The organism is Peptoniphilus sp. GNH, from assembly GCA_021307325.1.
Lineage (GTDB): Bacteria > Bacillota > Clostridia > Tissierellales > Peptoniphilaceae > KA00134.
This window is the reverse complement of the sequence record CP089931.1, coordinates 548,985-572,117: the sequence shown is the minus strand read 5'-3', so window position 1 is coordinate 572,117 and position 23,133 is coordinate 548,985. Positions and strand designations below refer to the sequence as shown.

Below are 23,133 nucleotides of genomic sequence, written 5' to 3'. Positions count from 1 at the left end.
AAACTATGAAAGTTAAGGTATTAGTCGAGTTTTACGACTTAAAGGAAGACGTGCTTAGAAGCGAGGGGGAGACCTTTGAGGTCTCCGAGTCTCGCTATGATGAAATAATTAGACGTGGTGGATCCTATATTGAAAAAATAAAGACAACAAAAGCTACACAGAAAAAGGAAGGTGCTAAGAATGACGGAGAAAGAAGAAAAGAGACTTCAAGAGTTATACCTAAGGCAGATTGAAGACTACTGTAATATACTTTTCAAAGAACCTTATCCTAGTGGTGTAGCCTTAGCTTTAGAAAATTTAGTAAAACTTGATCCTATGAAATTTAACGTTGCAAGTGAAAAATTATCTGATATGAGTATAACTTATGTTAATGGCAACGGATCGGGTGGAGGATCATCGGGCTTGCCAGATTTCATATTGGAATGGATAAACCCTTACAGAAGACCTTATATAATGTCTGACAAAATAAAGAAGTACTATGATGACGGTAGAAGATAGAAGTAATATAGATAAGATTTTAAAAACTCTTGAAAAGCTTTCGAGTACTGTTGTGAGAATTGGTATTTTATCTAAATCTGGTGGTGAGATCCTTATGATTGCCAATGTTAATGAGTATGGCTGCAATATACCTGTTACAAATAAAATGAGAGGTTTTTTTAGATATGAGTTTGGTATTAACATAAGTAAGAATACTAAAGTGATCAAAATACCTGAAAGAAGTTTTGTGCGTTCGAGTTTTGATGAAAATCAAAAGAAAATAGAAAGTTATGGGGAGCTATTGGAAGCTGTAATAGACAGTAAAATAAGTGCTGATAACTTTTACCAAATAGTAGGCAATGCCTGTGTTAATTTGATTAAAGACTATATAAAGAGTGGCAGTTTTGAACCGAATTCACCTGTAACGTTGGAGCATAAAAGACCAAAGACTAAACCTTTAATTGATACAGGGAGATTAATTAATTCTATTGATTTTGAGGTGATTTATGTTTGATTTTAAAAATTTAGTGGCCAATTATTCAAAAGGTACTACTAAAGCCTTAATTAAATCTGAAGGTTATTATGATCAAGAAAAGGGCGGAATTTATGTTTCGGGAGAAGAAATCAATCTTATTTTAATACCTGCTGCAATAGTCCCTTTAAGCAATGATGATTTAAAATTTGATGAAGGTGGGAGCTATTCGTCTGATAACAGAAAGTTGTATTGCTATTCAAAGTTAGAAAAAGGAACGATTATAGAAAATTTACAAATCAATGGTACTCATAAGTTCTATAAAATTTTGGCTGAGAAAGATTATTCTGACTATGACTTGGGTTTACACATATATATCTTAGAAAGGTCCAATAGAGATGATAAAGAAATTACGTGAAAGCTTTGTAAAAGAACTTAATGAAGAAACTAATCTCTTGGTAGTACAGACTGATAGCAACCATAAAAAACCTAAGTATCCTTATTACTCATATAAATTTATAATTCTAAGGCAAAATACAGGCGAGGGTGGAGTTTTAAAAGAGAGCTTTGAGTCGTCACTAAATCAGAATTTTAAATATGATGTGGTAAGTACCCTAGAATTTCAACCGAAGTCTATCATGTCTTTTAATGCTTATTCCGATGATTTAGAGGAATGTGAGGAAGCTGCAATAAAAGCTTGGGAATGGTTTAGATTTAAAGGAAGACGAATTTTAAGTGACTATAATTATATTGTTGTTAATGTCGGCAATATAACTGATAGGACGGTGTTATTGGGAGAAGCTTATGAGTATAGATATGGATTTGATGTAGAGTTTAGACTGGTACAAGAAATAAAAGATAGAACGGAAACTATTGAAAGTTATAAAATCGAGGGAGGTATAAAATGATATTGGATTTTCCTGTAAATATTCAGAGAAAAACTGTAGGGGTATCAGAAAGAGGGTTTGGAACGATTCTTATTTTTGATACTACTAAAGAATATAATTATAAAATTATAGGACCAGAAGATGTTAAGGAACTTGATACTAAAAGTAAGGCTTATAAACTAGCTAGCAGACTATTTATGCAAAAACCACAGCCTCAAGAGGTTGCAATTGTTGGCAAAAGTGGAGATGCAGTGGAAGGATTTAAAAAAATTCTGCAAGACAATCATGATTTTTTCTTTGTCAATTGCACCGATAATAGTGTGGAAACAATTAAAGGGATTTCTGAACTTTGTCAAGTAGAGAACAAGGTTTATGCAGCTACTACTAACAGTATTGAAGATGCCAAAATATTAGGAAAGCAAGCCTATGACAATACTTTTGTTATGTATCACTCAGATCCTGATTCATTTGCTGCAGAGGCATTGGCAGTTATCATGTCTTATAAAATAGGTGGAAAAACTGCAAAATTTAAGACACTTCAAGGTGTGAAAGAATGTGTAATATCAAAGATGGATATTGCAGATTTAGAAAAGAATAGTATTTTTACCTATATTGAGAAATTAGGTGTTTTACAAACAACTGAAGGAAAAATGTTATCTGGAGAATATATTGATGTTGTTCTTGGAGAATACTGGATTAGATTTAGACTTGAAGAAGCACTACAAAGACTAGCGCTTGTTGAAGATAAGATTCCATACACAAATAAAGGTATAGGAATGATTGTTGGAGAAACTGAAAAAATATTGTCCAGAGCAGTTGATCAAGGGATAGTAGAAGAAGGACAATACAAGGTTGACTATAGACTTAGACAAGATGTTCCTTCAAATGAAGTCGCTCTTAGAAAGTATGACTATGTTGTTTGGACTGCAATGCTTCAAGGTGCAATTCATACAGGACAAATCAGCGGAATTCTAACCTATGACACAGTTAATGAGGAGGATAAATAATGACTGAAAAAAAGACATATACTTATGACCCTGAAAAAGTCATAGTGCAAGTAGACGGAGTTTATTTAACGGGTTTTTCAGAGGATGCAAAAATCACAGTAGAAAAAAATGAGGATAATGTAATTCCAAAGGTTGGAGTAGATGGAAGCGTCCACTATACCCTTAACCACGACGAAACAGCGAAAGCAAAATTGCCTTTGATGTCTACAAGTCCGCACATTAATTTCATAATGGATTTGGCAGCAAGTAAAAGAGATTTTACTTTTACTATGGTTGATATGAACGACAATGGAAGAAATATTTCATGTGATGAATGTAGAATTCTTAAAACTCCAGACTATTCAAGAAAAAAAGAAGCTGAGGGAGTAGAGTTTGAAGTGTTTATTCCATTTGTATACAATAAGAGCCTTTAATTTGGCTCTTATTTTTTATTTAAAGGAGTTTAAAGATGGATTTTGAACAAAAGACTGTTGAGGTTATGGGTAAGAAATATGTATTACAAAAACTTCCTATTAGAAAGGCACTAGAGATAAGACAAAAATGGACTCTACCTTCTGGAATGACCGATGATGTAGTAATGTATGATGAATGTTTAGCTAATATAGTAGTCAATCCAAAAGTAAAGATTGAGGATTTTGATGACTTAGGAGAATTGGAACTTCTAATTACTGAATGCATTTTTTTTCAATACATGGCAAAAAAGCCAGAGATCTCAGAGAAGAAGTAGAAAATAATTATGACAAATTCTGGAAACCAATTCTTCAATTAATTAAGTTAGGTTATTTGACTTATACTGAAGCAATGGAAATAACGGAAGATGATCTATACAAGCTATGGCAAGCTGTAGAAATGATTGAAGAAAGTTAGGGGGTGAAGTAATGTCAGTTAGAGAATTAGCTTGGAAGTTGGCGGCAGAAGGTGCAGGCGAATTTGCAAGTGATGTTCAAAAAGCAGACGAAAAAATAGATGGTTTAAAAAAGAGCATGCAGGAGACGGACAAGGTCTCTAAAAGTGGTTGGTCTAAAATGCAAGATAATCTTACGAGTACTGGTTCAAAATTTAAGTCAGTTGGGGGAAGTATTGCAAAAGTAGGTGCAGGCTTAACTGCTACAACAATGCCACTTGCTATTAAATTAAAACAGGGAGTTTCAGATGCTAAAAGTCTTGATACTGCAATAAGGCAGGTAACCACCCTGACAGATGAAAATATTTTGCCAACTGCAGAACTTAAAAAGACAGTTAAGAGAATATCAAACGAAAGTGGAATTATGCAAGAGGAAGTGGCCAATGCTATGTATGAAGCTTTGTCATCTGGAGTTAGGACAGAAGATTTAACTAAATTTACAGAACAAGGGTTAAAATTAACTAAAGCAGGATTTACAGATCTACCTACAGTAATAGATGCGACAACTACTGCTCTTAATGCTTATGGGGATGCTGCACCAAAAGTTGAAAAAATTCAAGATATAATGGTTAAGACTCAAGATTTAGGCAAGATTACTGTTGATGAGTTAGGTAAATCTATGGGACGTGTAATTCCTACAGCAGCTGCTGCAGGTGTAGGCTTTGATCAGTTAGGTGCAAGTTATGCAGTTTTAACTTCAAGAGGTATCAATGCAGCCGAAGCAACCACTACAATGAACAGTCTACTTAATGAATTATCTTCAAATGGTTCAAAATCAGATAAGGCTTTAAAAGAAATGACTGGGAAGTCTTTTAAGCAATTAACACAAGAAGGAAAAAATATTGGTGATGTTTTAAATATAATTAAAGAAAATGCTAAAAGCGCAGGTCTTGAACTTGGGGATATGTTTGGAAATATCAATGCAGGAAAAGCTGCAAATTCTTTAACGCAGGGCGGAACTGATGCTTACAACAAGGCTTTAGACGCTATGAAAAACTCTGATGAATCTGTTGATAAAAACTATGAAAAAATGATGGGTGATGAATTAGAACATGCAAAGGCAGTTGAACAATTAAGAAATGCTTTTATTGACATGGGGACTCAAGTTATGCCGATTATTTCAAATATCATGGGCAAAATTGGAGAGCTTGCTATGAAATTTCAAAATCTTACTCCGCATCAACAAAAGGTTATATCTTTGATAGCCTTGGGAGCAGTTGCTCTCGGTCCTGTTCTTCTTGTTATTGGTGGTCTTGTTATGGCTATTGGTGGACTAGTTGCAGGAATTGGAATGTTAACTGCACCGGTTGCAGTGGCAATAGGGGCATTTGCTCTTTTATCCGCTGCAGGAATTGCTCTAGCTTATCACTGGGAAACTATAAAGGCTAAGGCTGGGGAACTTGGAGGACAAATTAAGTCAAAATTAGAAGGTGCAGCTAATGCAGTAGCAAATGGATTTAATGCAATGAAATCTGTTGTTTCAAATGCCTTGGAAACGATAAAGCAAAAATGGGAAGCGGTAAAAGCATTTTTCGCAAAGCCAATAAAAGGTGTAGTCAATGTAGTAGGCGGGGCTTATGAAAAAATTAAAGGTTGGCTACCTTCTCATGCAACAGGTCTTGATTCAGTGCCTTATGATAATTATGCTGCGAATTTGCACAAAGATGAAATGATTTTAACGGCTTCTGCAGGTAGACAGTATAAAAAAATGGGCGGAACTAAAGATGGACTTCCTAGCTTATTTAATAAAAACGAAAAGCAAAGCGTTACAAATAATAAAATGGAAGGATCACACAACTATAATCCTACGATCATTATTAATTATTCTGGTGAAGGTAAAGAGGCTCCTCAAAATATAGCATCAGAAGTTAGAAAACAACTAGATATTTTCTTCAAAGAAATGCAGTTACAAAGGGCGTGATAACTTGGTTAACACAATGAGAATAAGGCTACAAGACGTAATTATGGATGCAGTGGTAGAGGAAAACCCGTCAAATACTGCTGATGTAACAAGTAAACCAGTAGAAAAAGGGGAAGATATTGCCGACCATATGCAAATTAAACCTTATACTTTAAGGCTTCAAGGCTCAATAGTTAATGATGCTCCTGCGAAGTTGGGACTTTTGAGAACTTATCAAAGAGAATCTACACTTTTGACTTATGTAGGGAGAAATATTTTTAAAAATTTGGTCTTAATTAATTTAGATACTAATCATTCTGTTACTAATGCCAAGGGATTCGATTATTCAATTACTTTACAACATGTTAAAATTGCCAAACCAGAAACTTTTGAAGTAAATGTTAAAAATCCAGATACTAAAAAGCAAGACGCAAAAACTGCTACAAAGGTTAAGGCAAAAACTAATGCAGGAAGAAAGCAGGTGCAAACACGTTGAAATTTATTAACATTGATAAGAATCAAATACCCTATGAATTCGAGATTGTACTTGATAATTCTACTTTTCAATTAGAGTTAAACTATAATTCTGTTGGTGATTTCTTTACGGTATCGGTAAAAAAAGACCATGTAAAGATAGTTGATAGTTACAAAGTAGTCTACAATGTTGAACTTTTTGAAAATTTAAAATATTTAGGAGTGCCAAAAGTTGTTATTAAACCGTTTGATACGACGGGAATAGCAAATAAGGTAGACTATGACAATTTAAATGAGGATGTTTTTTTGTATGTTTTGGATTCATGATATTGAGGTTTTAGCTGGTCAAAAGAGATTTACAAACTTGGGAGAAAATGCTCTTGAAATTGATTTTGATGTATCTTTTAATGATGAGAAGGAGCCTGATATATCCACAGTTACAATTTATAACTTATCAGATGACACTATAAACGATATAAAGCGAGATGGTTATTTGTACCTTAATGTTGGCTATAAGTACATGAATAATAAAGCTAACATACTCACAGGCGAGATTGAGGATATAGAAACAACTTGGGAGGGTCTTGATAAGGTAACTAAAATTACAGTTGGGGATGGAACTAAGGCTTGGAGAAAGGCTGAACTTAATAAGACCTATACCAACGCAACTAAGGCAAGTGTTATTATGAGAGACCTTGCCAATGTGATGGGATATGAAATTGTAGAAATAAAGCCTAAAAAAGATTTAATTTATAAACTTGGAAAAACTATTAAAGGATTTGCAAGCAAATCTTTAATTCAACTTGTAAAAGATACGGAATCCAAAATGTTTATAAACAAAAATCGAATCGTTATAAGAGATCAAAAGAAAGGTTATACTACAGGGTTTGTCTTAAATAAGGACACTGGCCTTGTAGGATTACCGACACTAAACAAAGATGAAAGTGGAGATAAAAATCCTGATGTCGCAAAAGAAAAGGATAAGAAGAAAAATAAGGAAACAAAAAAGACTTGGAAGGTTACTTGTCTTTTAAATCCAAAAATAGAAACTGATAGCGTAGTTAAGATTGAGTGTAAGGTTTTAAATGGCACTTTTAGAGTCATTTCTGGGAAACATTCAAAAGATTTCAACACCGAGTTAGAGGTTGAGGAAATATGAGAGAACAAGCAAATAGGAATGCAAATAACTTTTTTGAAGATTTTAAAAAGAACATTGCAGGAGAAACGAATGTCTGTAAAGTGGCAAAGGTTGTTAAGTTTTATCCCGAGACTATGAAAGTTGATGTTATGCCACTACCGAGCGAAGATAACGCCATGATCATTAATGTTCCAGTTGCAACAATAAGGAGCAAAGATTTTGTTGTTTATTATCCGTTAAAAGCTGATGATATTGTTATTTTAATATTTGCCGATAATGACACTGATAATATCTTACTAGGAGAAGATAAGACAGAAACGGAACGAGGACACGATGTTTCGGACTGTATCTGCATTGGTGGAATAACTTTATTAAATGATAGCTTAAACATAGATGATCCTGACAGTCTTATTATTCAAAATATTTCAAATACTGCAAAAATAAATATAAAAAGCTATGGGAAAATAAAAATAGAAGCTGCAGAAATTGAGTTAAAAGGCTTTGCTAAATATAGAGGTAGAGAAATAGCGGTCAAGGGAGATGGTACAAGCGACGGAGCAAGTATTGTGTAGGTGGTTAAATGTATAAAAACACTTTTAAAATGATTGGTGGAGATACTGTCGTTAACGATGACCTTGAACTTGTAGGTGGTCAAGAGGAACTTAGGCAAAATATTGAAAACCGTTTATCTGTAAATAAAAATGAATGGTTTCTAAACATTAATCTTGGGCTTGATTATCAGTCAATAAGTGGAAAAGGTAAAAGTGATAGGGAGATGGAATTTGTCATTCGTGAATGTTGCCTACAGGATGAGAGAGTAAAAGAAGTTAGGAATATAAATATAGAAAGAGATGCTAAAAACAGGACTGCTGCTATTGATATTTTGATTATTGATAGAGGTGAACAAGAGTTATGGCTCAAGGAGGTGGTGGATCTTGGATAATTGCAAAGATGGATTATGTATGATTGACGATGTAAAGAAAATCAATAATTCAGAATTTGGACTTACTAAGTTTGGATTTAGAAGAAAGCTATATCCTGAATGTGTAGCAGATAGAATTAAAAGAGCAAAAAAGGTCTTTGGAGTAAATATTGATACTTCAGAGACTTCTTTTTTGGGTAAATTGATTAGAAATTTATCTTGGGACGAGGCTTATTTATGGGAGTTGGCAGAGGATGTCTACAATGCTCCTTTTGTCAATTCTGCAGAAGGAACAGCGCTTGATAATGTGGGAATGTATTTAACTATTACAAGACGACCTGCAACTAAAAGTAAAACTATAATTACGATTTATGGAGATGATGGAGTTATAATTCCAAAAGGTTTTATGGTTAGTACTAAGAAGGGAATTGTTTTTGAAACGCTTGAAGAGGCAAGTATAAGTGGTGGAAGTGCTGATGTCTATGTCGAATCAATTGGAGCAGGAAGAAACAATAATGTTGACAAAGAAACTATAACTGAAATCTTAAACCCTTCATTAGGAATTAATAAAGTCATTAACAAAGAAGCCTCTGTTGGTGGGTTAAATATAGAGACTGACGCTGAATTCAGAGAAAGATATAAAAAATCATACTCAAGAGTTGGTGGCTCAACTGTGCCTGCTATTACTGCTGCTCTTTTAGATATTGACAAGGTAGTTGATTGTGAAGTTAGAGAGAATGTAACTATGGAAACTATTGATGGAATACCTCCAAAGTCAGTTGCTTGTTTTGTATATGGTGGAGAAGACCGAGATATTGCAAAGACAATCTATGATAACAAAGCTGCAGGAATACAAGCTTTTGGCGATGTTGTAATCGATATTAAGGATGAAAAAGAATCAATTCATCATATAGGGTTTACAAGAGCAAAAGTCGAAAACATATTTGTAAAGTTAAGAATAAAAAAAGATAAAGACTATACGGGGGACGATTCTGTAAAAAGAGCAGTTGTAAATTATATTGGTGGCAAGGACGAGGACGGAATTGAATACTCCGGATTAAAGCTTGGAGAAGATGTAATTCAATCTAAAGTACTTGGACGGATAATGTGCCTTGGTGGAGTGGCAGATATTGATGCTTTTATTTCTAAAAATGGTAAAGATTGGCAGCAAACAAACATAGAAATAGCTAGAGCATCTATTGCAAAAACAAGTCCAGAAAAGGTTGTGATTGAGTATGTATCATAATCAAAAAGATCAAAAGATTTATATTATAAGGCTTGGCGACGACTTCCTGAAAGATTTAGAAAACCTAATAATCTGGATCTCTATTATGTGTTATATGGTGGATATGGAGATATAGAAAAAGGCTTTGTAAGTATAAATGATAGTAGAAACATTGATAAGGCTAAGGGCGAGACTTTAGACAAATTAGGTGCAAATGTGGGTCAATTTAGGAATGGCGAAGATGATGATCTTTATAGGCAACTTATTAAAGTTAGAATACTTGCGAATATGTCCATTGGAAATATTCCAACTATTAATAAAGTTATGTCTATTTTAGTTAAAGATATTTATTTAGGCATATCTGAAGCATGGCCTTACGAAAGATATTTGAATGAACCTGCTACATTTTTTTTAAAATTAAAACCTAAGTTTAAAAATTTTCCTCAAGATATAATTGAAAAGATAAAAGCGGCAGGAGTTAGAGTATATTTTGATTTTGTTTATTCAAGTGATTTAAATATAATTTCAAGGTATGGCACTTATACCTATCCTGCTTTTTTCTGCGGTGAACATCCTTGTGGTGATATTCCATATGTGTTTGCAGAGGCGCAAAGGCTTGTAAGTGATCTTAATATAGAGGTTGGCAGTAATTATGGCAAGAATTATTATCCTACGGTCGGAAAGATTAAATCTGGTGATCTCGAGAATGGAGAAGTCACTGAGATAATTTATGCGACTGATTTTAATAGTGATGATATTTATAGTTTTGAAAGAGGTGAGTAGATGCTTAGTGAGAAGCTAATTAGTGATATATGTGGATTTATTGAGGGTAAAGTTGCGAGTGCCGAGATGATTATAGACGGCAATAAAAGGGATATGGAGATCTTAAAGACGGAAGCTTCGGGAAATGTTTTAAAGATTTTTACTAATGCTTCTGATGGTAAGGGAAGAGTTAGCGATATTTTTATAAAGGATAGGGAGGGTAATGTAATAATTTCAAAGCCTGATAGTTTTTTAAAGTCTACAGGATATAGTCTTGTGGCTTCTTTTTATATAAGGGTGAAAGAAGTGGAAATCGATGATCCTATAAATATCTTTGACCTAGCAAAGGGGGTAAGGAATGAGTAAGTTCACTTTAAGGGATTACTACAACTTAAAGAAAGACGAATATAACAACAATTTTTTAGGCAAATATAAAGACAAGCTCTTGAATGACGAAATAGGGCTTGTTTTTTGGTATGACAACATTGCTGAATTTGGAGATGTAAAGAAAGAAACAATTGTAAAAAATAACTCTGATGGCACTCAGCTTGTAAGACACGAAAGATTTGACGGAAATATCTTTCAAGAGGGTACTTTTGTAAATGCTGAAAATCTCGGAAGGATGGAATGGAATGATCTTATAAATTTCGTAAATGTTAAGGCTTTAAGGGAGATTGTTTCAAGGCTTCAGATTCAGGTTGCGACTCTTCTTGGTCAAGCTTCAAATAATATGAGCTATAACGGATTTGTGGCTTCGGCTATGAAGATAAATGAGGATCTTGTTATCCTTGAGGGTGCTTATGACGAGATAAATGGAAGGGGTATTGTTTAATGCTTCCTAAAATATGTGGTTTATATTCTAGTTGTAACGATGTGCTTGATTTTTCTGGGAGGTAGTTATGTTTATTTGGAAAAAGTATTTTAAAAAGCCTGTTTACAAGGAGAGGATTGAGTCTAAGCGGGTTGAAAATTATGCTGTTTTTGAACCTGATGAAAAGATTAGTGTAGTTGGAAATCCAATCTTGTTAATGTATGAGGATTGGTATCCAAATAATGGATATGGTTACGAATGGTATAAGAGGGTGCCAGCTGGTCTTACTGTAAAAACTGTTTCCAGCATAGCAGGATTACAACAATTATCATGGAGTTATACAGAGAATATCTTAAAAAGAGATGGGATAGTCCCTCAAAATGCACACATGGATATATCCGATGTTATGGATGGGGAAGACAAACATGTTGTAGCTATAAAAATATATTATTCCTATTATCGTGATGAGAAAAATACTTACATTGCTGGATATACTAAGGGAGATTTCATAGAAGAAGTAAAATCGTCAAGAAAGTCAGATTACCCTCTAAATGGGGAATTTGGAGATTTTTATTATGAATTTATAAATGCGGCTCCTTTGATTTCTGGGTCTAATTATGATTATGGGGTTGTAAATAGTGATTTTAGTATAAAGTATGTGGTTACTGATTCTGATGATGGGGATGCTGTAAAGGTTAAGATTGTTTGTGATGGTAAGATTTTAAAGGATTTTACAAAGACTTCTCTTGGTGTTAAGAAGGAGCTTTATATTGACTTATCTAAGTATGATTTGGGCAAGCATAAGATTGAGATTATAGCTAAGGATAAGCAGGGTGAAATTTCTACTAGGACTTATACTTTTGAGAAGATCAATTCTGCTCCTATTATTAGTGGTACTGATGCTGATTTAGGAAATAAAAACTCTGCTTTTACTATAGTCTATACGGTCAAGGATCCTAATAATGATAAGGTGAATGTAATTGAAAAACTTAATGGCAAAATCTTAAAGAATATTACAAATATCGGTACTGGTGAGCAGTCTATAACTATTACTGCTAAGATGCTCTCTGAGTTTGCAATCAATGTAAGTAACACTATAGAGATTGAAGCTAGGGATGCTAATAATGCTGTAAGTTATAGAAGATTTACTTTTGCAAGGAGCAATTTTGCTCCTATTATTAGTGGCACTGATACTGATTTAGGAGAAAAAGACAAAGAATTTACTTATGCCTACTCAGTGACTGACGAAGAGAAGGACGAGATAAAGATTAAAGCTTTCTTGGATAATAGGCTTGTAGTGCCTGAATTTGACGGGGTAGACAATAAAGAGTACAAGTACGAACTTAAAGGATTTGACTTTTTAAAGTTGACTCTAGGTAAGCACACTTTGAAGATTGTGGCTACTGATAGCAATGGGCTTGTATCTACTAGACTAGTATCTTTTACTAGAACTGCCGCTAGGTTAATCATGCAGCTTAAGGTGCCTAGAGATACTGATGTGATGGCTAAGAAAGTGCTTGTTATACCTGGCTGGTTTGTGGCTCCTTTTGCTACTGGCAGGGTAGAGGTTTGCAATAATGCTTATGATACGGAGCCTACTTGGGAAGATGCGACGGCTGTTACTAATGAGGGTAGAGCCTTTAATTTCTTAAACACTTCTAAGACTGATACAAAGTGGGGAGTGAATATAAGGCTTACGATTGAAAAAGGTAAGTCAACAGTTACTAGCTATATAACTTCGATAGGGGGGTCAGTGGAATGATTGAATTTGTACAAAAGCCTGTATCTGAAATACAAGCGATTAGAAGGCTTGAGGCTTCGGGCGATTTAAAAAAGCAGGCTGAGCATTTAGCGAAAGTAATTGAAAGTAAAGCGGCTGACAGTGACGAGTTGGCAGTAGAGATGACTATGATGGTACAACAGATGGCCATGGATCAAGCGAAGGCTATAACTGAGCTTACTACTATGATGGTAACTATGGGAGGTATGAAATAATGTCAAAAGGATTTTTTAAGGAAGGTAGCATAATTGTAGGTGCGTGGGTGACTATGATTTTAAGTGGTGAAAGAACACTAGACGATGTGCCTGATATCTGGGATTTGAGGGCGGTCGTTAAAAAGGTGTTAGATCAAAGAAAGGGGGATAAATAATGCTTAAATTTGACAGAGATTCAATGGTTGTTAAGGCTTGGGTTACTATGGTTATGACTGGGGTCTATAAGCTTGAACAGGTGCCAGCTATTTTTGGTATTAGAGCAGCGGTTGAAGAAGTGATTAAGGAACTTCAAGGGGTATAAAATTGAAAATTTTAAGAGAAGGAAGATTTATATTTAATTGTGGCACTAAGGCTGAGTTGGAGGGGGAAAATTTAATGTTGCTTAAGGGTGAGATTGCAATTGAGTCTGATACTCAGCTTATGAAGGTCGGAGATGGGAAAAACCCATACTCTGATCTTCCTTATTTGAATCGAGGGCTACGAGGTGAAACTGGTGGTCGTGGAGAAAAGGGTGATACTGGGACTAGTCTTAGTATAAATGGAACTGTTGATAATGAGGCTAATTTGCCTAAGAATCCTAAGGATGGCGAGGGCTACATGGTAAAGGGTGATTTATATCTTGCAAAGGATGGGAAGTTTATAAATGTAGGTAGAATTAAAGGCCCACAAGGGGAGCCTGGCCCTCGAGGTGAGATTGGCCCGAGAGGGCCTCAAGGTGTGAAGGGTGAAAGGGGGGCGATTGGGCCGCAAGGTTTTAAGGGTGAGAGGGGAGATCCTTTGAAGTATGGCGATCTTACTAGTGCTCAAAAGACGGAGCTTGCGAGCTTGATTAATCTTGAGCCTTATGTGAGGAAGGTGGATGGCAAGGGTCTGTCTAGTAATGATTTTACTGATGATGATATGAGAAAGCTTGCAAATTTTATTGTCCCTAGTGACTATGACAGTCGATTTAATTTTGATGATTACACAAATGGAGTGTATTTTGGATTTGCGAGTGCTAAGAATTTATTGCTTGAAGATGATAGACTAAGTTTTATAGATCCAGATTTAAATAACATGTCTTTTTTTGCTTTAATAGTAGGGGGCAATTATCAGAAACTTGTTATATATAGTGAACTTATTTCCTATATACGTCTTTATGACGATAAGAATAAAAAATGGGAACCATGGACTAAAGAGTATGTTCTTGATGACCTTAGCCAGTTTCGGTCGCTTTCTCCAGTTTTGAATCAAGTTGCGGAAACTTTAGGTGCAGAAATTAGAGAGAAGGCTTCGGCGAAAAAATTGAGTGGCTTGCTTATAGAATTTACGAACTACAAAAAGAAGACGGAGACTAGGCTTGATAAGTTAAAGGAACAGGTCATTTTGACTGAGAGTGAGTATAATGCTTTGTCTACTAGTCAAAAGTCGGATTCAAGTAAGATTTATTTTATAAGGGGGTAAGAGATGGCGTTTGATATAGAAGAAACAGCTAGTGGCGGAAATATTTGTAAAATAGCTAGTGGTGGAAATGTTTATAATATTGCTGGTGGGTTGGAGTCGAAGGTCATAATGTTAGGTGATGGTGTATTTGCTTATAATGAAAAGCTAAATGAAAGGTTAGCTAGGTTGACTGTACAAGTGCAGAGAGTGTATTTAGATCAGAATGGTTATTTTAACAAGTCAGTGAACCTGCTGTTTCCAGCAAGAAAAGAGGTACACACCACATTATTAGCGCCTGATAATAACTCACATCCAGTAAAGTGCTCTATTGACTGTTGGCAAGCTGCAAAGGAAGTTAAAGAGGAAGTTGGTGTTTTGATGGTTGGCGAAAAAGGTGAATACGTATCTGGAGTTACTCTTACGGTCTTGTATGAAATTTAGTAAGGGTGTGGCTTATTTGGAGCTGCTTTAACTGGAACTTTATAGACTTTTGCGTGTAAAATGATATAATAGTGCTAGGAAAGGGTGGTAGTATGTCTAATGTTAATTTGAATATAAGGCTTGATGAGAGTTTAAAGAAAGATTTTTCTGATGTTTGTGACTCCATTGGGATGAGTATGTCTACTGCTTTTAACATTTTTGCTAGGGCGGTAGTTAGTGAGAGGGCCATTCCTTTTAAGGTTAAGGCTAATAATCCAATTGTGGCTGAATTTGATGATATGTCTGATTTTAGAGATTATGTTGATAAGCTATGAGAAAGATTAGGCTGCGCAAGAGTTTTGAGAGGGATTTGAAGCGGATTAAAAAAAGTGGCAAGTATGATTTGAATAGACTGTTTGATGTGGTTGAAGCTTTGGCTTGTGGTCTTTGCTTGGATACGAAGTTTAAAGACCACAAGTTAAAGGGAGAGTATCAGAATATGAGGGAGTGCCACATTGCGCCTGATTGGCTACTTATTTATGAAATATCTGATGATGAGCTTGTTTTGGTGCTAAATAGAACGGGCAGTCATGCTGAGCTGTTTTGAATTTTTGACGACTTTAGGGTCGTCTTTTTTATTGAGGTGGTTATATGAAAATTGACAAGGATATAAGGGCTGTAAGGGTCTCTAATGCTGATATTCTGCGAATTATCTATCGGGGGGGGGTATTATGGGAGAGCCTTGCTACGTATGAGGTATATAGTGTTAAACCTGTTTGGGATAAAGTCGAAGTATCTATAGACTCTATGGAAGGGTACCAAGATACAAGCATTTATAACCGCGGTGGTAGAGAATATCATATAACTGAAGATGGTTATTTTGAAATTCCAGATTTATATATAGAGGATAGATTTCCAAAATATTGGCTAACTAGTGGCTATCATTCTAAATATTTAGGATATATAGAAAGAATGTATGCAAAGCCTATTTTTTATAAAGCAATGGAAGTTGGAAAACAAAAAGACAAGCTCATTAGCAGAACAACAGCTAAAAAAGGCACTTATCCCGATAATGGGGTTAAAGATGGTTTTTGGTATGTTAGGGTGAAGTGATGTTTTAAAACTCATAATATTTGCAGCTTGCTTATTTTGGTTTAGATGTTGGAGATAGAAAGAATATATGTTAGAGGACCTATAGGGGGTCCTTTTTTATTGGAAATTAGAAAGACTTAGGAGGGGTGCTTATGACTGATACTAGTGAAAAGTGTGCCGACCATGAAAGAAGGGTTTCTCTTTTGGAGAAGATTGTCGAAAGGCATGACGGTACGCTAAAGGAGCATGAAACGAAGATAGAGGATCTGAAGATAAAAAATTCGGAACAGGATACAAATATAAAACTTTTTCAAAAGGATTTGGACTTTATAAAAGAGCAGCTAAAGACTATGAATGCGACTCTTATAGAGCTTACGGACAAGCCTAAGAGGGCTTTTGACAAGTACAAGGATACGATTATAACTATAGTCATAACGGCTATTGTGACGGGGATTATAGCTAAGTTAGTTAAGGGGTGGTGAAGTGGTAAGTTTTAGATTTATGCCTATAAATTTTAACTATTCAAGTAGGAAGGGCAAGAGGATACAATATTTAGTTATCCACGATACTGGGAATTCTGGTTCTGGGGCGAATGCTTTTAATCACTACAAGTTTTTTGCTGGTGGCAATAGAAATGCGAGTGCTCACTACTTTGTGGATGACCATGAAATAGTCCAGATTATTGGAGATGGCTTTTCTGCTTGGCATTGTGGAGATACACAGGGCTATGGAAGAGCTTTAAATGGGGTGCGCAACTGCACTTCAATAGGAATTGAACTTTGTATCAATTCTGACGGAGATTATCAAAAGGCTTATGAAAACTTAGTAGAGCTTGTAAAGAATTTAATGTCAAAATTCAATGTGTCAATTGGGAGTGTATGCAGGCACTATGATGTGAGTAAACCCAATTAATACTGCTCACTTAAAACTCCTTTAATTGCTGGAAACACTGTAGACACAATGATGTAATAATGATATACTTAAACTACAGTCAATCAGCAGCCAAGCCTATGGAGGAGTAGCGTGAAAGCATTAAATATAATTCAAAAATATAAAAATATTAATAATTTTTTTATTAATGAGCAAGGTGAATTGTTTGAAAAAGTAGATGGGGAATATATAAAGAAGGAAACTTCTTTTTCAGAGCGTAGAGGAGAGTTTATATATCTTAATCGAATTAGAGAACCAATTCATCGAATAATGGCGGAAATTTATATAAAAGACTATAAAGGTGAAAGAATCCGACATGTTGACGGGAATAAGCATAACAACCATATTTCTAATCTTATAATTTCTTCCGGAAAGAACAAAGTTATTAGAGACCAAAAAGAATGGGAAGGCTTTGTCCCTCCAGATGGGGAAGAAAAGATAAGTTCAATTGCGGAGTACAAAGACTTGTTTGGATACACATTTGACAATAAAGGAAATGTATTCAGTTATAGAAATGGTTACAGACAAAAAATGAAAACATTCAAAAATGCAGAAGGTATTCCAGTTGTAAGAATAGGAAGTCGTCAAACAACAATAAAAACAGTGAGGTTAAAAACACTTATGGTTAAGTTGTTTATGAATGATGCAGATACGAACAAAGTTATATTCTTAAATAGTAACGAGTCAGATATAAGGCTTAATAATATGGTTGTATTAACTGATAAAGAATATGAAGCCTTTATAATCGAAAAATGGGAAAATATGGAAGTACCTGATGACGAATTTAAGATAAATCATATTAAAGGATATGAAGGTTGCCCTTTTTACACTGTTAGCAAAAACGGAGATGTTTTCTCATATAAAGGGAAGGCTAAAATAAGTCTTAAAAAAAATAAAAATACACAGGGGTATTATGGAGCTTCATTCTCCAAGATAGATGGAGAAAAGCAAACATTTAGATTTCATAAGATGGTGGCACTAGCCTTCATTCCAAATCCAAAAAATTATCCGCAAATTAATCACATAGATTTTAATAAACGAAACAATATCTACACTAATTTGGAATGGTGTACGAATGAATATAATGCTAAACATGCAAAATATCATAGGAAGGTTCAACGACTATCGAAACAAAAAAAGACGCTGTAAGGCGTTTTTTTTAATGGAGTAGAGTACATTCAAGCGAATGGAAACGGGGAGCATACTTAAAAGTATGAAGATATAGTCTGATCTACATAGTGATATGTAGCAGTTCATAAAGAGCGGTCATAGAGTAGCGAACTATGATGAACAAAAATGAGGAAGAGATGTCCTGGATCTTTTTTTAAAAAGAATCTGTGGGAGAAATTTTTACAAGATGTTCAAAAGCCGATGAAGGTAGAGCTTGACCTATCTAAGTCAAGTGTAGGAGTACCTGTGCAGCAGAAAGCACTAGATGAAAGGATTAAATTTGTTATGGATGAGATTTTGAAAGTGGATAGAGTAAAAGTAAATTATAATGGCAAAGAGATTGAACTAAGAGGTAAGAATATTCAAGGAACTAATTACGTATCAATCAGAGATCTAGCAGAGGCTTTAAATTTAAAAGTAGGCTGGAATCAGGACAAAAAGATTGTGGAGTTGAGAGGATAATATGCAAGATATAGTCTTCAGCTTAAAAGAATATCTTAGCCCTGAATTAGTATTTATGATACCTGTGCTTATAGTCATAGGAAGCGGCTTGAAGAAGTCTACTAGAATTAGTGATAGCTTAATACCTACTATACTATCCATAGTAGGTATACCTATAGCTTTAATAACAAGTCTTGCAAATCGTATGGATCCAATGAATAAAATTCAAATTATCGTATGGATCCTTATGAGCATTGGCCAAGGTGTTTTTTTAGGTGCAACCGCAGTAGGAGTGCATCAATTTTTTAAGCAGCATATGGAGTATAAAAATTTAAAGACTTGGGAAAGTAAAGAAAAATTGAGAGAGGAAATTAAAAAATCTATGGAGGTAGAAAATGAGTGCAAGTAATATTTTTTATGTAGTTTTGTCAATTGTATCAGTGCTAATCACAGGTGTACTTGTGCCACTTTTAAAGCAAAAGTATGGCAGAGAGAAAATCCTCACAGTTATGGAAGCTGTAGATATTGCAGTCAAGGCTGCAGAGCAAATCTATAAAGAAGCTGGCCAAGGAAACCTGAAAAAACAATACGTTTTAGAGAGACTTAACGAGAAGGGATTCAAGGTGACAGAAAAGGATCTTGACGACATGAGGAAAGCTAGCGTGCTTGAATTAAACAAATGGAAAGATGAAATTAAAAAGCCTGGGGAATAATCCTCAGGCGTATTTTTTTGAAAAGGAAAAGTTATATAATATTTATACTTTTTTATTACAATCACCTTTGTTATTTACTAATTATACTTGCTTATATTAAAAAGTATTAGCTTTTATAAGTTTTATTTAGTATTGATTTATATTTTGAACATAGGGTATAATCAAAATACAAAGGAGGGTGCTTTATGGATAGAAAAATATATAAAAGTTATACTAATATTTTGTTTCCAAAAATTGGGTTTGTAAAAGGTATGGCTAGAGTTTTTGATTTATTTGGAACCCTTAACAACTATAACACATCAAAAAGTGAGGAACATGCAGATGCTAAGGCTATTTATTCAGACTGGGTTAGCATTGGTAATGATTTAAGAAACGTATTTGGTAAATATAAATATGAAATCACCAGATAAGAAAATAGACTTAGAAGTTAGAAAAAACAGTGGAGTAGAGGATATTCTAAACTCATTTGAATCTAATCCAGATGAGGTATACAAAGTAATAGGAGAATCTCCAGAGGCAATGTCTCAATTAATATCAATAGCACAAAGTAAACTAGAGTATCATTCTGGGCCTCTTCCTTCACCAGAAACTTTAGCCAAGTACAAAGAGATTGATGAAGAATTATTCAGAACTATTGTATCAATGGTTAAAAATCAGAGTGTTCATAGAAGAGAAATAGAAAAACAAGTGATTTCTAGTGATATAAAATCTGAAAAAAGAGGTCAGTGGTTTGCCTTTATTTTATTCTTAATTTTGATAGCAGGATCTTTTTATTTAGTATATCTCGGTAAATATTTTGGAATAGCTGGAATTATTTCAGCTATAGTTGGAGGGATTGCTATATTTATAAACAATAAAAAAACTCAAGCAATTGAAATAGCAGGTAAAGATAAAGAAATGATCGAAAACAAACCAAATAAGACAGACAAATAAAGCAGATAAGTAAGTTAAAGACGATGTAAAAGTCGTCTTTTTTTATTACATAAAATTACAAGATATACTAGATATTTATTCAATAAAAAAGTCTTAATGAAAATAAATCAGCATTTAGATCAGTCAAATATAGGGTTATAATAGCCAACAGGTAGCCAACTTTTGAAATTAAAAACTGCTGAAACTTACTAAGTTTCAGCAGTTTTTAATAATATGGGGTGGATAGTGGGATTCGAACCCACGACCTCAAGAGCCACAATCTTGCGCCCTAACCAACTAGGCCATACCCACCAAGCAAGAGATATTATATAATGCATATTAGGTAGTGTCAAGACATATTTAGCAGTCTTTACTGCAACATTTTAATTATAAAAAATAAGCCTATTTATTTTTTGATTTTTATATAAAAAAAACTTGCCTTTTTTAATGCGCTAAACTATAATATACAAAAATTAGAAAACGAGGAGGCCTTAATCTTGATTAGCTACTTAAAAACCAAGAGAACTTGGAATGATTGTAAAGCTGAAAACTTACACTCTTCCAGCAATATGAGATGCCTGAATAATATCAAAAAAAATTAAATAATGTTTTAGGAGGAAAAAAATGAAAAAAAGAATTTACATTATAATTACTATTCTGGCACTTTGCCTTATGGTGGGTTGTTCATCAAATACTGAAGCAAAAAAAGACTCAAATGCACTAGAAAAAATAAAAGAAAAAGGCGAATTAGTTATGGGAACATCAGCTGATTATCCGCCTATGGAATGGATTCAAATTTCAGGAAGCGAACAAAACATAGTTGGAGTAGATGTTGAAATTGCAAAAGCAATTGCAAATGATTTAGGAGTAAAGCTAACCATAAAAAACATGGCTTTTGAAGGACTCTTAAACTCTTTAAAGGCAGGAGATTTGGATATAGTTCTTGCAGGCATGGTAGCTGATGAACAAAGATTAAAGGAAGTTGATTTTTCAGAACCCTACTACGAAGGTGGTCAAATATTTTTGGTAAGAAAGGGCGAAGAATCATCCATAAAGAGCGTAGATGATTTAAAAGGCAAGCAAATAGGAGTTCAAATGGGAACTGTTCAACAAACCTATGCTGAAAAGAATTTTGGGGCAAATATAACAGGCCTCGAGAACAACAACAACCTCATCATGGAGCTTAAAAATAAGACCTTTGATGCAATCTTCATGGCCGAACTTCCGGCTAAACAATTCGCAGCAGCAAGTCCTGACTTAGCGATTATAGAAGATCTTGGCATACCAGCAGAAGAAGGCTCAGCCGTAGCAATCAAAAAAGGAGAAAAAGAACTGCAAGAGGCCATAAACAAGACCATAGATAAATTAAAAGACAAAGATCAAGTAACAACATGGTTTAATCATTATTTGGAAGTTTCAACCAAAGAAATAAATGAAAATAAATGAAAAAATTCCTCGCTAAAGAGGAATTTTTTATGCCAGGAGAAGAAATGAATTTTATAACAAATAACATAAACTTTATAAGCCAATATGGATATGCGTTTTTAATAGGGGCCTTAAAAACCATAGAAATATCCTTTATATCCATAATATGTGGAATGATTCTAGGCACATTTTTAGCCCTGATGAAATTGTCAAAAAGCCATATTTTAAAATTAATATCCACAGCATATATAGAAATAATAAGAGGAACACCAATGCTAGTCCAAATAACAATAGTATATTTTGGATTAAAGGCAGTAATACCAGAAAATCTCACTTTCTTTAGATCTACAATTTTTCTATGTTCACTAGCAATTTCTGTAAATTCAGCAGCCTATGTAGCAGAGGTAATAAGAGGAGGAATCCAATCGGTAGAAAAGGGTCAAATGGAAGGAGCCAGATCACTAGGACTAACAGAGGCGCAGGCAATGAAACATATAATAATACCGCAAGCAATAAAAAACATCTTGCCAGCCCTAGTAAACGAATTTATATCACTAATAAAAGAGTCCTCAGTAGTATTTACCGTTGGCATAACAGATCTATTTTATGTAGGCAAAAATTTGCAATCAACTCTTTTTAACACAAAACCTTTGTATTTTGCAGCATTAATATACCTGCTAATTACATTTAGCCTATCAAAAACAATGGGACTATTAGAAAGGAAACTCAGCCATGATTAAAGTAGAAAATTTGACTAAAAACTTTGGAAAATTGCAGGTATTAAAAGGAATAAATCAAGAAGTAAAAGATGGAGAAGTGTTAGTTATAATCGGCCCTTCTGGATCGGGCAAATCTACATTTTTGCGCTGTTTAAATCTAATGGAAGAGCCGGATGGAGGAAAAATTTTATTTGACGGAGAAGAAATAACAAACAAAAAGACGGACATAAATAAAATTAGATCCAGAATGGGAATGGTATTTCAAAACTTCAACCTCTTCAAAAATAAAACGGTGCTAGAAAATATAATGTTAGCGCCTCAGCTTGTAAAAAACATGAGCCAAGAAGAAGCAAAAGAAAAAGCTGAAACACTCCTAAAAAGAGTAGGACTACTGGATAAAAAAAACAACTATCCAAAAGCACTATCAGGCGGACAAGCACAAAGAATAGCAATAGTAAGAGCCCTTGCCATGGATCCCGAAGTAATACTATTTGATGAACCTACATCAGCCCTTGACCCAGAAATGGTAGGAGAAGTATTAAATGTCATGAAAGACTTAGCAAAAGAAGGAATGACAATGGTAGTAGTGACACATGAGATGGGATTTGCAAAAGAAGTAGGCGATAGAATCATATTTATGGACAAGGGAGAAGTAATAGAAGAAGGTAGAGGAGAAGAATTCTTCAAAAATCCGAAACATGAAAGAACAAAAGATTTCTTTAGCAAGATATTGGCAATAGGATAAGAATGGTGCTATGAAATTAACATAAACATTAATAAATAATATATTATATTAAATTATTTAAAGAGTACAAATTTCCAAAATAAATGATTCACATTATCTCCATATAAGATATACTTTTAAAGATATTAAGATTATATGATGATAATGTGAATCTAATATGTTTTATTTAT

Annotated in this window: 38 protein-coding genes and 1 tRNA gene; 38 read left to right on the top strand and 1 reads right to left on the bottom strand. The window is 34.3% G+C overall.

Going from position 1 to position 23,133, the window contains the following annotated elements; genetic code table 11:
- Nucleotides 1–5 precede the first annotated feature (5 nt).
- From LV469_02960 to LV469_02790, 35 genes are all read left to right on the top strand, one after another.
- On the top strand, nucleotides 6–233 hold the full coding sequence (locus LV469_02960; protein ID UHR03266.1) for a hypothetical protein: 228 nt from the start codon (nucleotides 6–8) through the stop codon (nucleotides 231–233).
- A complete protein-coding gene (locus LV469_02955) occupies nucleotides 181–498 on the top strand; it encodes a hypothetical protein (protein ID UHR03265.1) in 318 nt (105 codons plus the stop codon). The genes LV469_02960 and LV469_02955 overlap by 53 nt, the downstream gene beginning before the upstream one ends.
- Complete coding sequence (locus LV469_02950; GenBank protein ID UHR03264.1) at nucleotides 482–991, top strand: hypothetical protein; 510 nt, start codon at nucleotides 482–484, stop codon at nucleotides 989–991. Before LV469_02955 ends, LV469_02950 begins: the two co-directional genes overlap by 17 nt.
- Complete coding sequence (locus tag LV469_02945) at nucleotides 984–1,367, top strand: hypothetical protein (GenBank protein ID UHR03263.1); 384 nt, start codon at nucleotides 984–986, stop codon at nucleotides 1,365–1,367. Before LV469_02950 ends, LV469_02945 begins: the two co-directional genes overlap by 8 nt.
- Complete coding sequence (locus LV469_02940) at nucleotides 1,348–1,857, top strand: hypothetical protein (protein UHR03262.1); 510 nt, start codon at nucleotides 1,348–1,350, stop codon at nucleotides 1,855–1,857. The genes LV469_02945 and LV469_02940 overlap by 20 nt, the downstream gene beginning before the upstream one ends.
- A complete protein-coding gene (locus LV469_02935) occupies nucleotides 1,854–2,843 on the top strand; it encodes a DUF3383 domain-containing protein (protein UHR03261.1) in 990 nt (329 codons plus the stop codon). Before LV469_02940 ends, LV469_02935 begins: the two co-directional genes overlap by 4 nt.
- A complete protein-coding gene (locus LV469_02930; GenBank protein ID UHR03260.1) occupies nucleotides 2,843–3,256 on the top strand; it encodes a DUF3277 family protein in 414 nt (137 codons plus the stop codon). Before LV469_02935 ends, LV469_02930 begins: the two co-directional genes overlap by 1 nt.
- Nucleotides 3,257–3,291: 35 nt before the next feature.
- Nucleotides 3,292–3,570, top strand: coding sequence for a hypothetical protein (locus tag LV469_02925; GenBank protein ID UHR03259.1), 279 nt, complete (start codon nucleotides 3,292–3,294; stop codon nucleotides 3,568–3,570).
- A gap of 151 nt (nucleotides 3,571–3,721) precedes the next feature.
- Complete coding sequence (locus tag LV469_02920) at nucleotides 3,722–5,668, top strand: phage tail tape measure protein (GenBank protein UHR03258.1); 1,947 nt, start codon at nucleotides 3,722–3,724, stop codon at nucleotides 5,666–5,668.
- Nucleotides 5,669–5,684: 16 nt separating this feature from the next.
- On the top strand, nucleotides 5,685–6,143 hold the full coding sequence (locus tag LV469_02915) for a hypothetical protein (GenBank protein ID UHR03257.1): 459 nt from the start codon (nucleotides 5,685–5,687) through the stop codon (nucleotides 6,141–6,143).
- The gene (locus LV469_02910; GenBank protein UHR03256.1) at nucleotides 6,140–6,448 is read left to right on the top strand and encodes a hypothetical protein; all 309 of its coding nucleotides are present in this window, start codon (nucleotides 6,140–6,142) and stop codon (nucleotides 6,446–6,448) included. The genes LV469_02915 and LV469_02910 overlap by 4 nt, the downstream gene beginning before the upstream one ends.
- Nucleotides 6,432–7,280 (top strand): hypothetical protein, encoded by an 849-nt coding sequence (locus LV469_02905; GenBank protein ID UHR03255.1) that lies wholly within the window; start codon nucleotides 6,432–6,434, stop codon nucleotides 7,278–7,280. The genes LV469_02910 and LV469_02905 overlap by 17 nt, the downstream gene beginning before the upstream one ends.
- On the top strand, nucleotides 7,277–7,831 hold the full coding sequence (locus LV469_02900; GenBank protein UHR03254.1) for a hypothetical protein: 555 nt from the start codon (nucleotides 7,277–7,279) through the stop codon (nucleotides 7,829–7,831). Before LV469_02905 ends, LV469_02900 begins: the two co-directional genes overlap by 4 nt.
- An 8-nt stretch (nucleotides 7,832–7,839) precedes the next feature.
- Nucleotides 7,840–8,202, top strand: a complete 363-nt coding sequence (locus tag LV469_02895) for a DUF2634 domain-containing protein (GenBank protein UHR03253.1) — start codon at nucleotides 7,840–7,842, stop codon at nucleotides 8,200–8,202.
- Nucleotides 8,195–9,427, top strand: a complete 1,233-nt coding sequence (locus tag LV469_02890) for a baseplate J/gp47 family protein (protein UHR03252.1) — start codon at nucleotides 8,195–8,197, stop codon at nucleotides 9,425–9,427. Before LV469_02895 ends, LV469_02890 begins: the two co-directional genes overlap by 8 nt.
- A gap of 87 nt (nucleotides 9,428–9,514) precedes the next feature.
- The gene (locus LV469_02885; GenBank protein UHR03251.1) at nucleotides 9,515–10,189 is read left to right on the top strand and encodes a DUF2612 domain-containing protein; all 675 of its coding nucleotides are present in this window, start codon (nucleotides 9,515–9,517) and stop codon (nucleotides 10,187–10,189) included.
- The gene (locus tag LV469_02880) at nucleotides 10,190–10,534 is read left to right on the top strand and encodes a hypothetical protein (GenBank protein UHR03250.1); all 345 of its coding nucleotides are present in this window, start codon (nucleotides 10,190–10,192) and stop codon (nucleotides 10,532–10,534) included.
- On the top strand, nucleotides 10,527–11,000 hold the full coding sequence (locus LV469_02875; GenBank protein UHR03249.1) for a hypothetical protein: 474 nt from the start codon (nucleotides 10,527–10,529) through the stop codon (nucleotides 10,998–11,000). The genes LV469_02880 and LV469_02875 overlap by 8 nt, the downstream gene beginning before the upstream one ends.
- 67 nt (nucleotides 11,001–11,067) lie before the next feature.
- On the top strand, nucleotides 11,068–12,741 hold the full coding sequence (locus LV469_02870) for a hypothetical protein (protein ID UHR03248.1): 1,674 nt from the start codon (nucleotides 11,068–11,070) through the stop codon (nucleotides 12,739–12,741).
- A complete protein-coding gene (locus LV469_02865; GenBank protein ID UHR03247.1) occupies nucleotides 12,738–12,974 on the top strand; it encodes a hypothetical protein in 237 nt (78 codons plus the stop codon). The genes LV469_02870 and LV469_02865 overlap by 4 nt, the downstream gene beginning before the upstream one ends.
- Nucleotides 12,974–13,129 carry a hypothetical protein gene (locus tag LV469_02860; protein ID UHR03246.1) on the top strand — a complete coding sequence of 52 codons (156 nt, stop codon included), beginning with the start codon at nucleotides 12,974–12,976 and terminating at the stop codon, nucleotides 13,127–13,129. Before LV469_02865 ends, LV469_02860 begins: the two co-directional genes overlap by 1 nt.
- The gene (locus tag LV469_02855) at nucleotides 13,129–13,275 is read left to right on the top strand and encodes a hypothetical protein (GenBank protein UHR03245.1); all 147 of its coding nucleotides are present in this window, start codon (nucleotides 13,129–13,131) and stop codon (nucleotides 13,273–13,275) included. Before LV469_02860 ends, LV469_02855 begins: the two co-directional genes overlap by 1 nt.
- A gap of 2 nt (nucleotides 13,276–13,277) precedes the next feature.
- Complete coding sequence (locus tag LV469_02850; protein UHR03244.1) at nucleotides 13,278–14,417, top strand: hypothetical protein; 1,140 nt, start codon at nucleotides 13,278–13,280, stop codon at nucleotides 14,415–14,417.
- Between the two features lie 3 nt (nucleotides 14,418–14,420).
- Nucleotides 14,421–14,837 (top strand): hypothetical protein, encoded by a 417-nt coding sequence (locus LV469_02845; protein UHR03243.1) that lies wholly within the window; start codon nucleotides 14,421–14,423, stop codon nucleotides 14,835–14,837.
- Nucleotides 14,838–14,929: 92 nt separating this feature from the next.
- Complete coding sequence (locus LV469_02840) at nucleotides 14,930–15,151, top strand: type II toxin-antitoxin system RelB/DinJ family antitoxin (GenBank protein UHR03242.1); 222 nt, start codon at nucleotides 14,930–14,932, stop codon at nucleotides 15,149–15,151.
- Entirely contained in the window at nucleotides 15,148–15,423 is a 276-nt protein-coding gene (locus LV469_02835; protein UHR03241.1) for a type II toxin-antitoxin system YafQ family toxin, read from the top strand. Before LV469_02840 ends, LV469_02835 begins: the two co-directional genes overlap by 4 nt.
- A 44-nt stretch (nucleotides 15,424–15,467) precedes the next feature.
- On the top strand, nucleotides 15,468–15,929 hold the full coding sequence (locus LV469_02830) for a hypothetical protein (protein ID UHR03240.1): 462 nt from the start codon (nucleotides 15,468–15,470) through the stop codon (nucleotides 15,927–15,929).
- A 131-nt stretch (nucleotides 15,930–16,060) separates the two neighbouring features.
- Nucleotides 16,061–16,390, top strand: a complete 330-nt coding sequence (locus tag LV469_02825) for a hemolysin XhlA family protein (protein ID UHR03239.1) — start codon at nucleotides 16,061–16,063, stop codon at nucleotides 16,388–16,390.
- A 1-nt stretch (nucleotide 16,391) separates the two neighbouring features.
- A complete protein-coding gene (locus tag LV469_02820; GenBank protein UHR03238.1) occupies nucleotides 16,392–16,820 on the top strand; it encodes an N-acetylmuramoyl-L-alanine amidase in 429 nt (142 codons plus the stop codon).
- Nucleotides 16,821–16,931: 111 nt separating this feature from the next.
- Entirely contained in the window at nucleotides 16,932–17,987 is a 1,056-nt protein-coding gene (locus LV469_02815) for an HNH endonuclease (protein UHR03237.1), read from the top strand.
- A 147-nt stretch (nucleotides 17,988–18,134) separates the two neighbouring features.
- Entirely contained in the window at nucleotides 18,135–18,470 is a 336-nt protein-coding gene (locus tag LV469_02810; protein ID UHR03236.1) for a copper amine oxidase N-terminal domain-containing protein, read from the top strand.
- A 1-nt stretch (nucleotide 18,471) separates the two neighbouring features.
- Nucleotides 18,472–18,858 (top strand): phage holin family protein, encoded by a 387-nt coding sequence (locus LV469_02805; protein UHR03235.1) that lies wholly within the window; start codon nucleotides 18,472–18,474, stop codon nucleotides 18,856–18,858.
- Nucleotides 18,845–19,162 carry a phage holin family protein gene (locus LV469_02800; protein UHR03234.1) on the top strand — a complete coding sequence of 106 codons (318 nt, stop codon included), beginning with the start codon at nucleotides 18,845–18,847 and terminating at the stop codon, nucleotides 19,160–19,162. Before LV469_02805 ends, LV469_02800 begins: the two co-directional genes overlap by 14 nt.
- A 185-nt stretch (nucleotides 19,163–19,347) precedes the next feature.
- Entirely contained in the window at nucleotides 19,348–19,572 is a 225-nt protein-coding gene (locus LV469_02795) for a hypothetical protein (GenBank protein UHR03233.1), read from the top strand.
- Nucleotides 19,556–20,095: a DUF2335 domain-containing protein gene (locus LV469_02790; GenBank protein UHR03232.1), complete on the top strand. Its 540-nt coding sequence runs from the start codon at nucleotides 19,556–19,558 to the stop codon at nucleotides 20,093–20,095. The genes LV469_02795 and LV469_02790 overlap by 17 nt, the downstream gene beginning before the upstream one ends.
- 214 nt (nucleotides 20,096–20,309) lie before the next feature.
- On the opposite strand, the gene LV469_02785 is transcribed toward LV469_02790, so the two are convergent.
- A tRNA-His gene (locus LV469_02785) sits at nucleotides 20,310–20,386 on the bottom strand.
- Between the two features lie 312 nt (nucleotides 20,387–20,698).
- Between LV469_02785 and LV469_02780 the strand changes: the two genes are divergently transcribed.
- From LV469_02780 to LV469_02770, 3 genes are read left to right on the top strand one after another with little or no spacing between them, the layout of a single operon-like run.
- Nucleotides 20,699–21,520 carry a transporter substrate-binding domain-containing protein gene (locus LV469_02780; protein ID UHR03231.1) on the top strand — a complete coding sequence of 274 codons (822 nt, stop codon included), beginning with the start codon at nucleotides 20,699–20,701 and terminating at the stop codon, nucleotides 21,518–21,520.
- A 44-nt stretch (nucleotides 21,521–21,564) separates the two neighbouring features.
- The gene (locus LV469_02775; GenBank protein UHR03230.1) at nucleotides 21,565–22,239 is read left to right on the top strand and encodes an amino acid ABC transporter permease; all 675 of its coding nucleotides are present in this window, start codon (nucleotides 21,565–21,567) and stop codon (nucleotides 22,237–22,239) included.
- Complete coding sequence (locus LV469_02770) at nucleotides 22,232–22,963, top strand: amino acid ABC transporter ATP-binding protein (GenBank protein UHR03229.1); 732 nt, start codon at nucleotides 22,232–22,234, stop codon at nucleotides 22,961–22,963. The genes LV469_02775 and LV469_02770 overlap by 8 nt, the downstream gene beginning before the upstream one ends.
- Nucleotides 22,964–23,133: the final 170 nt, after the last annotated feature.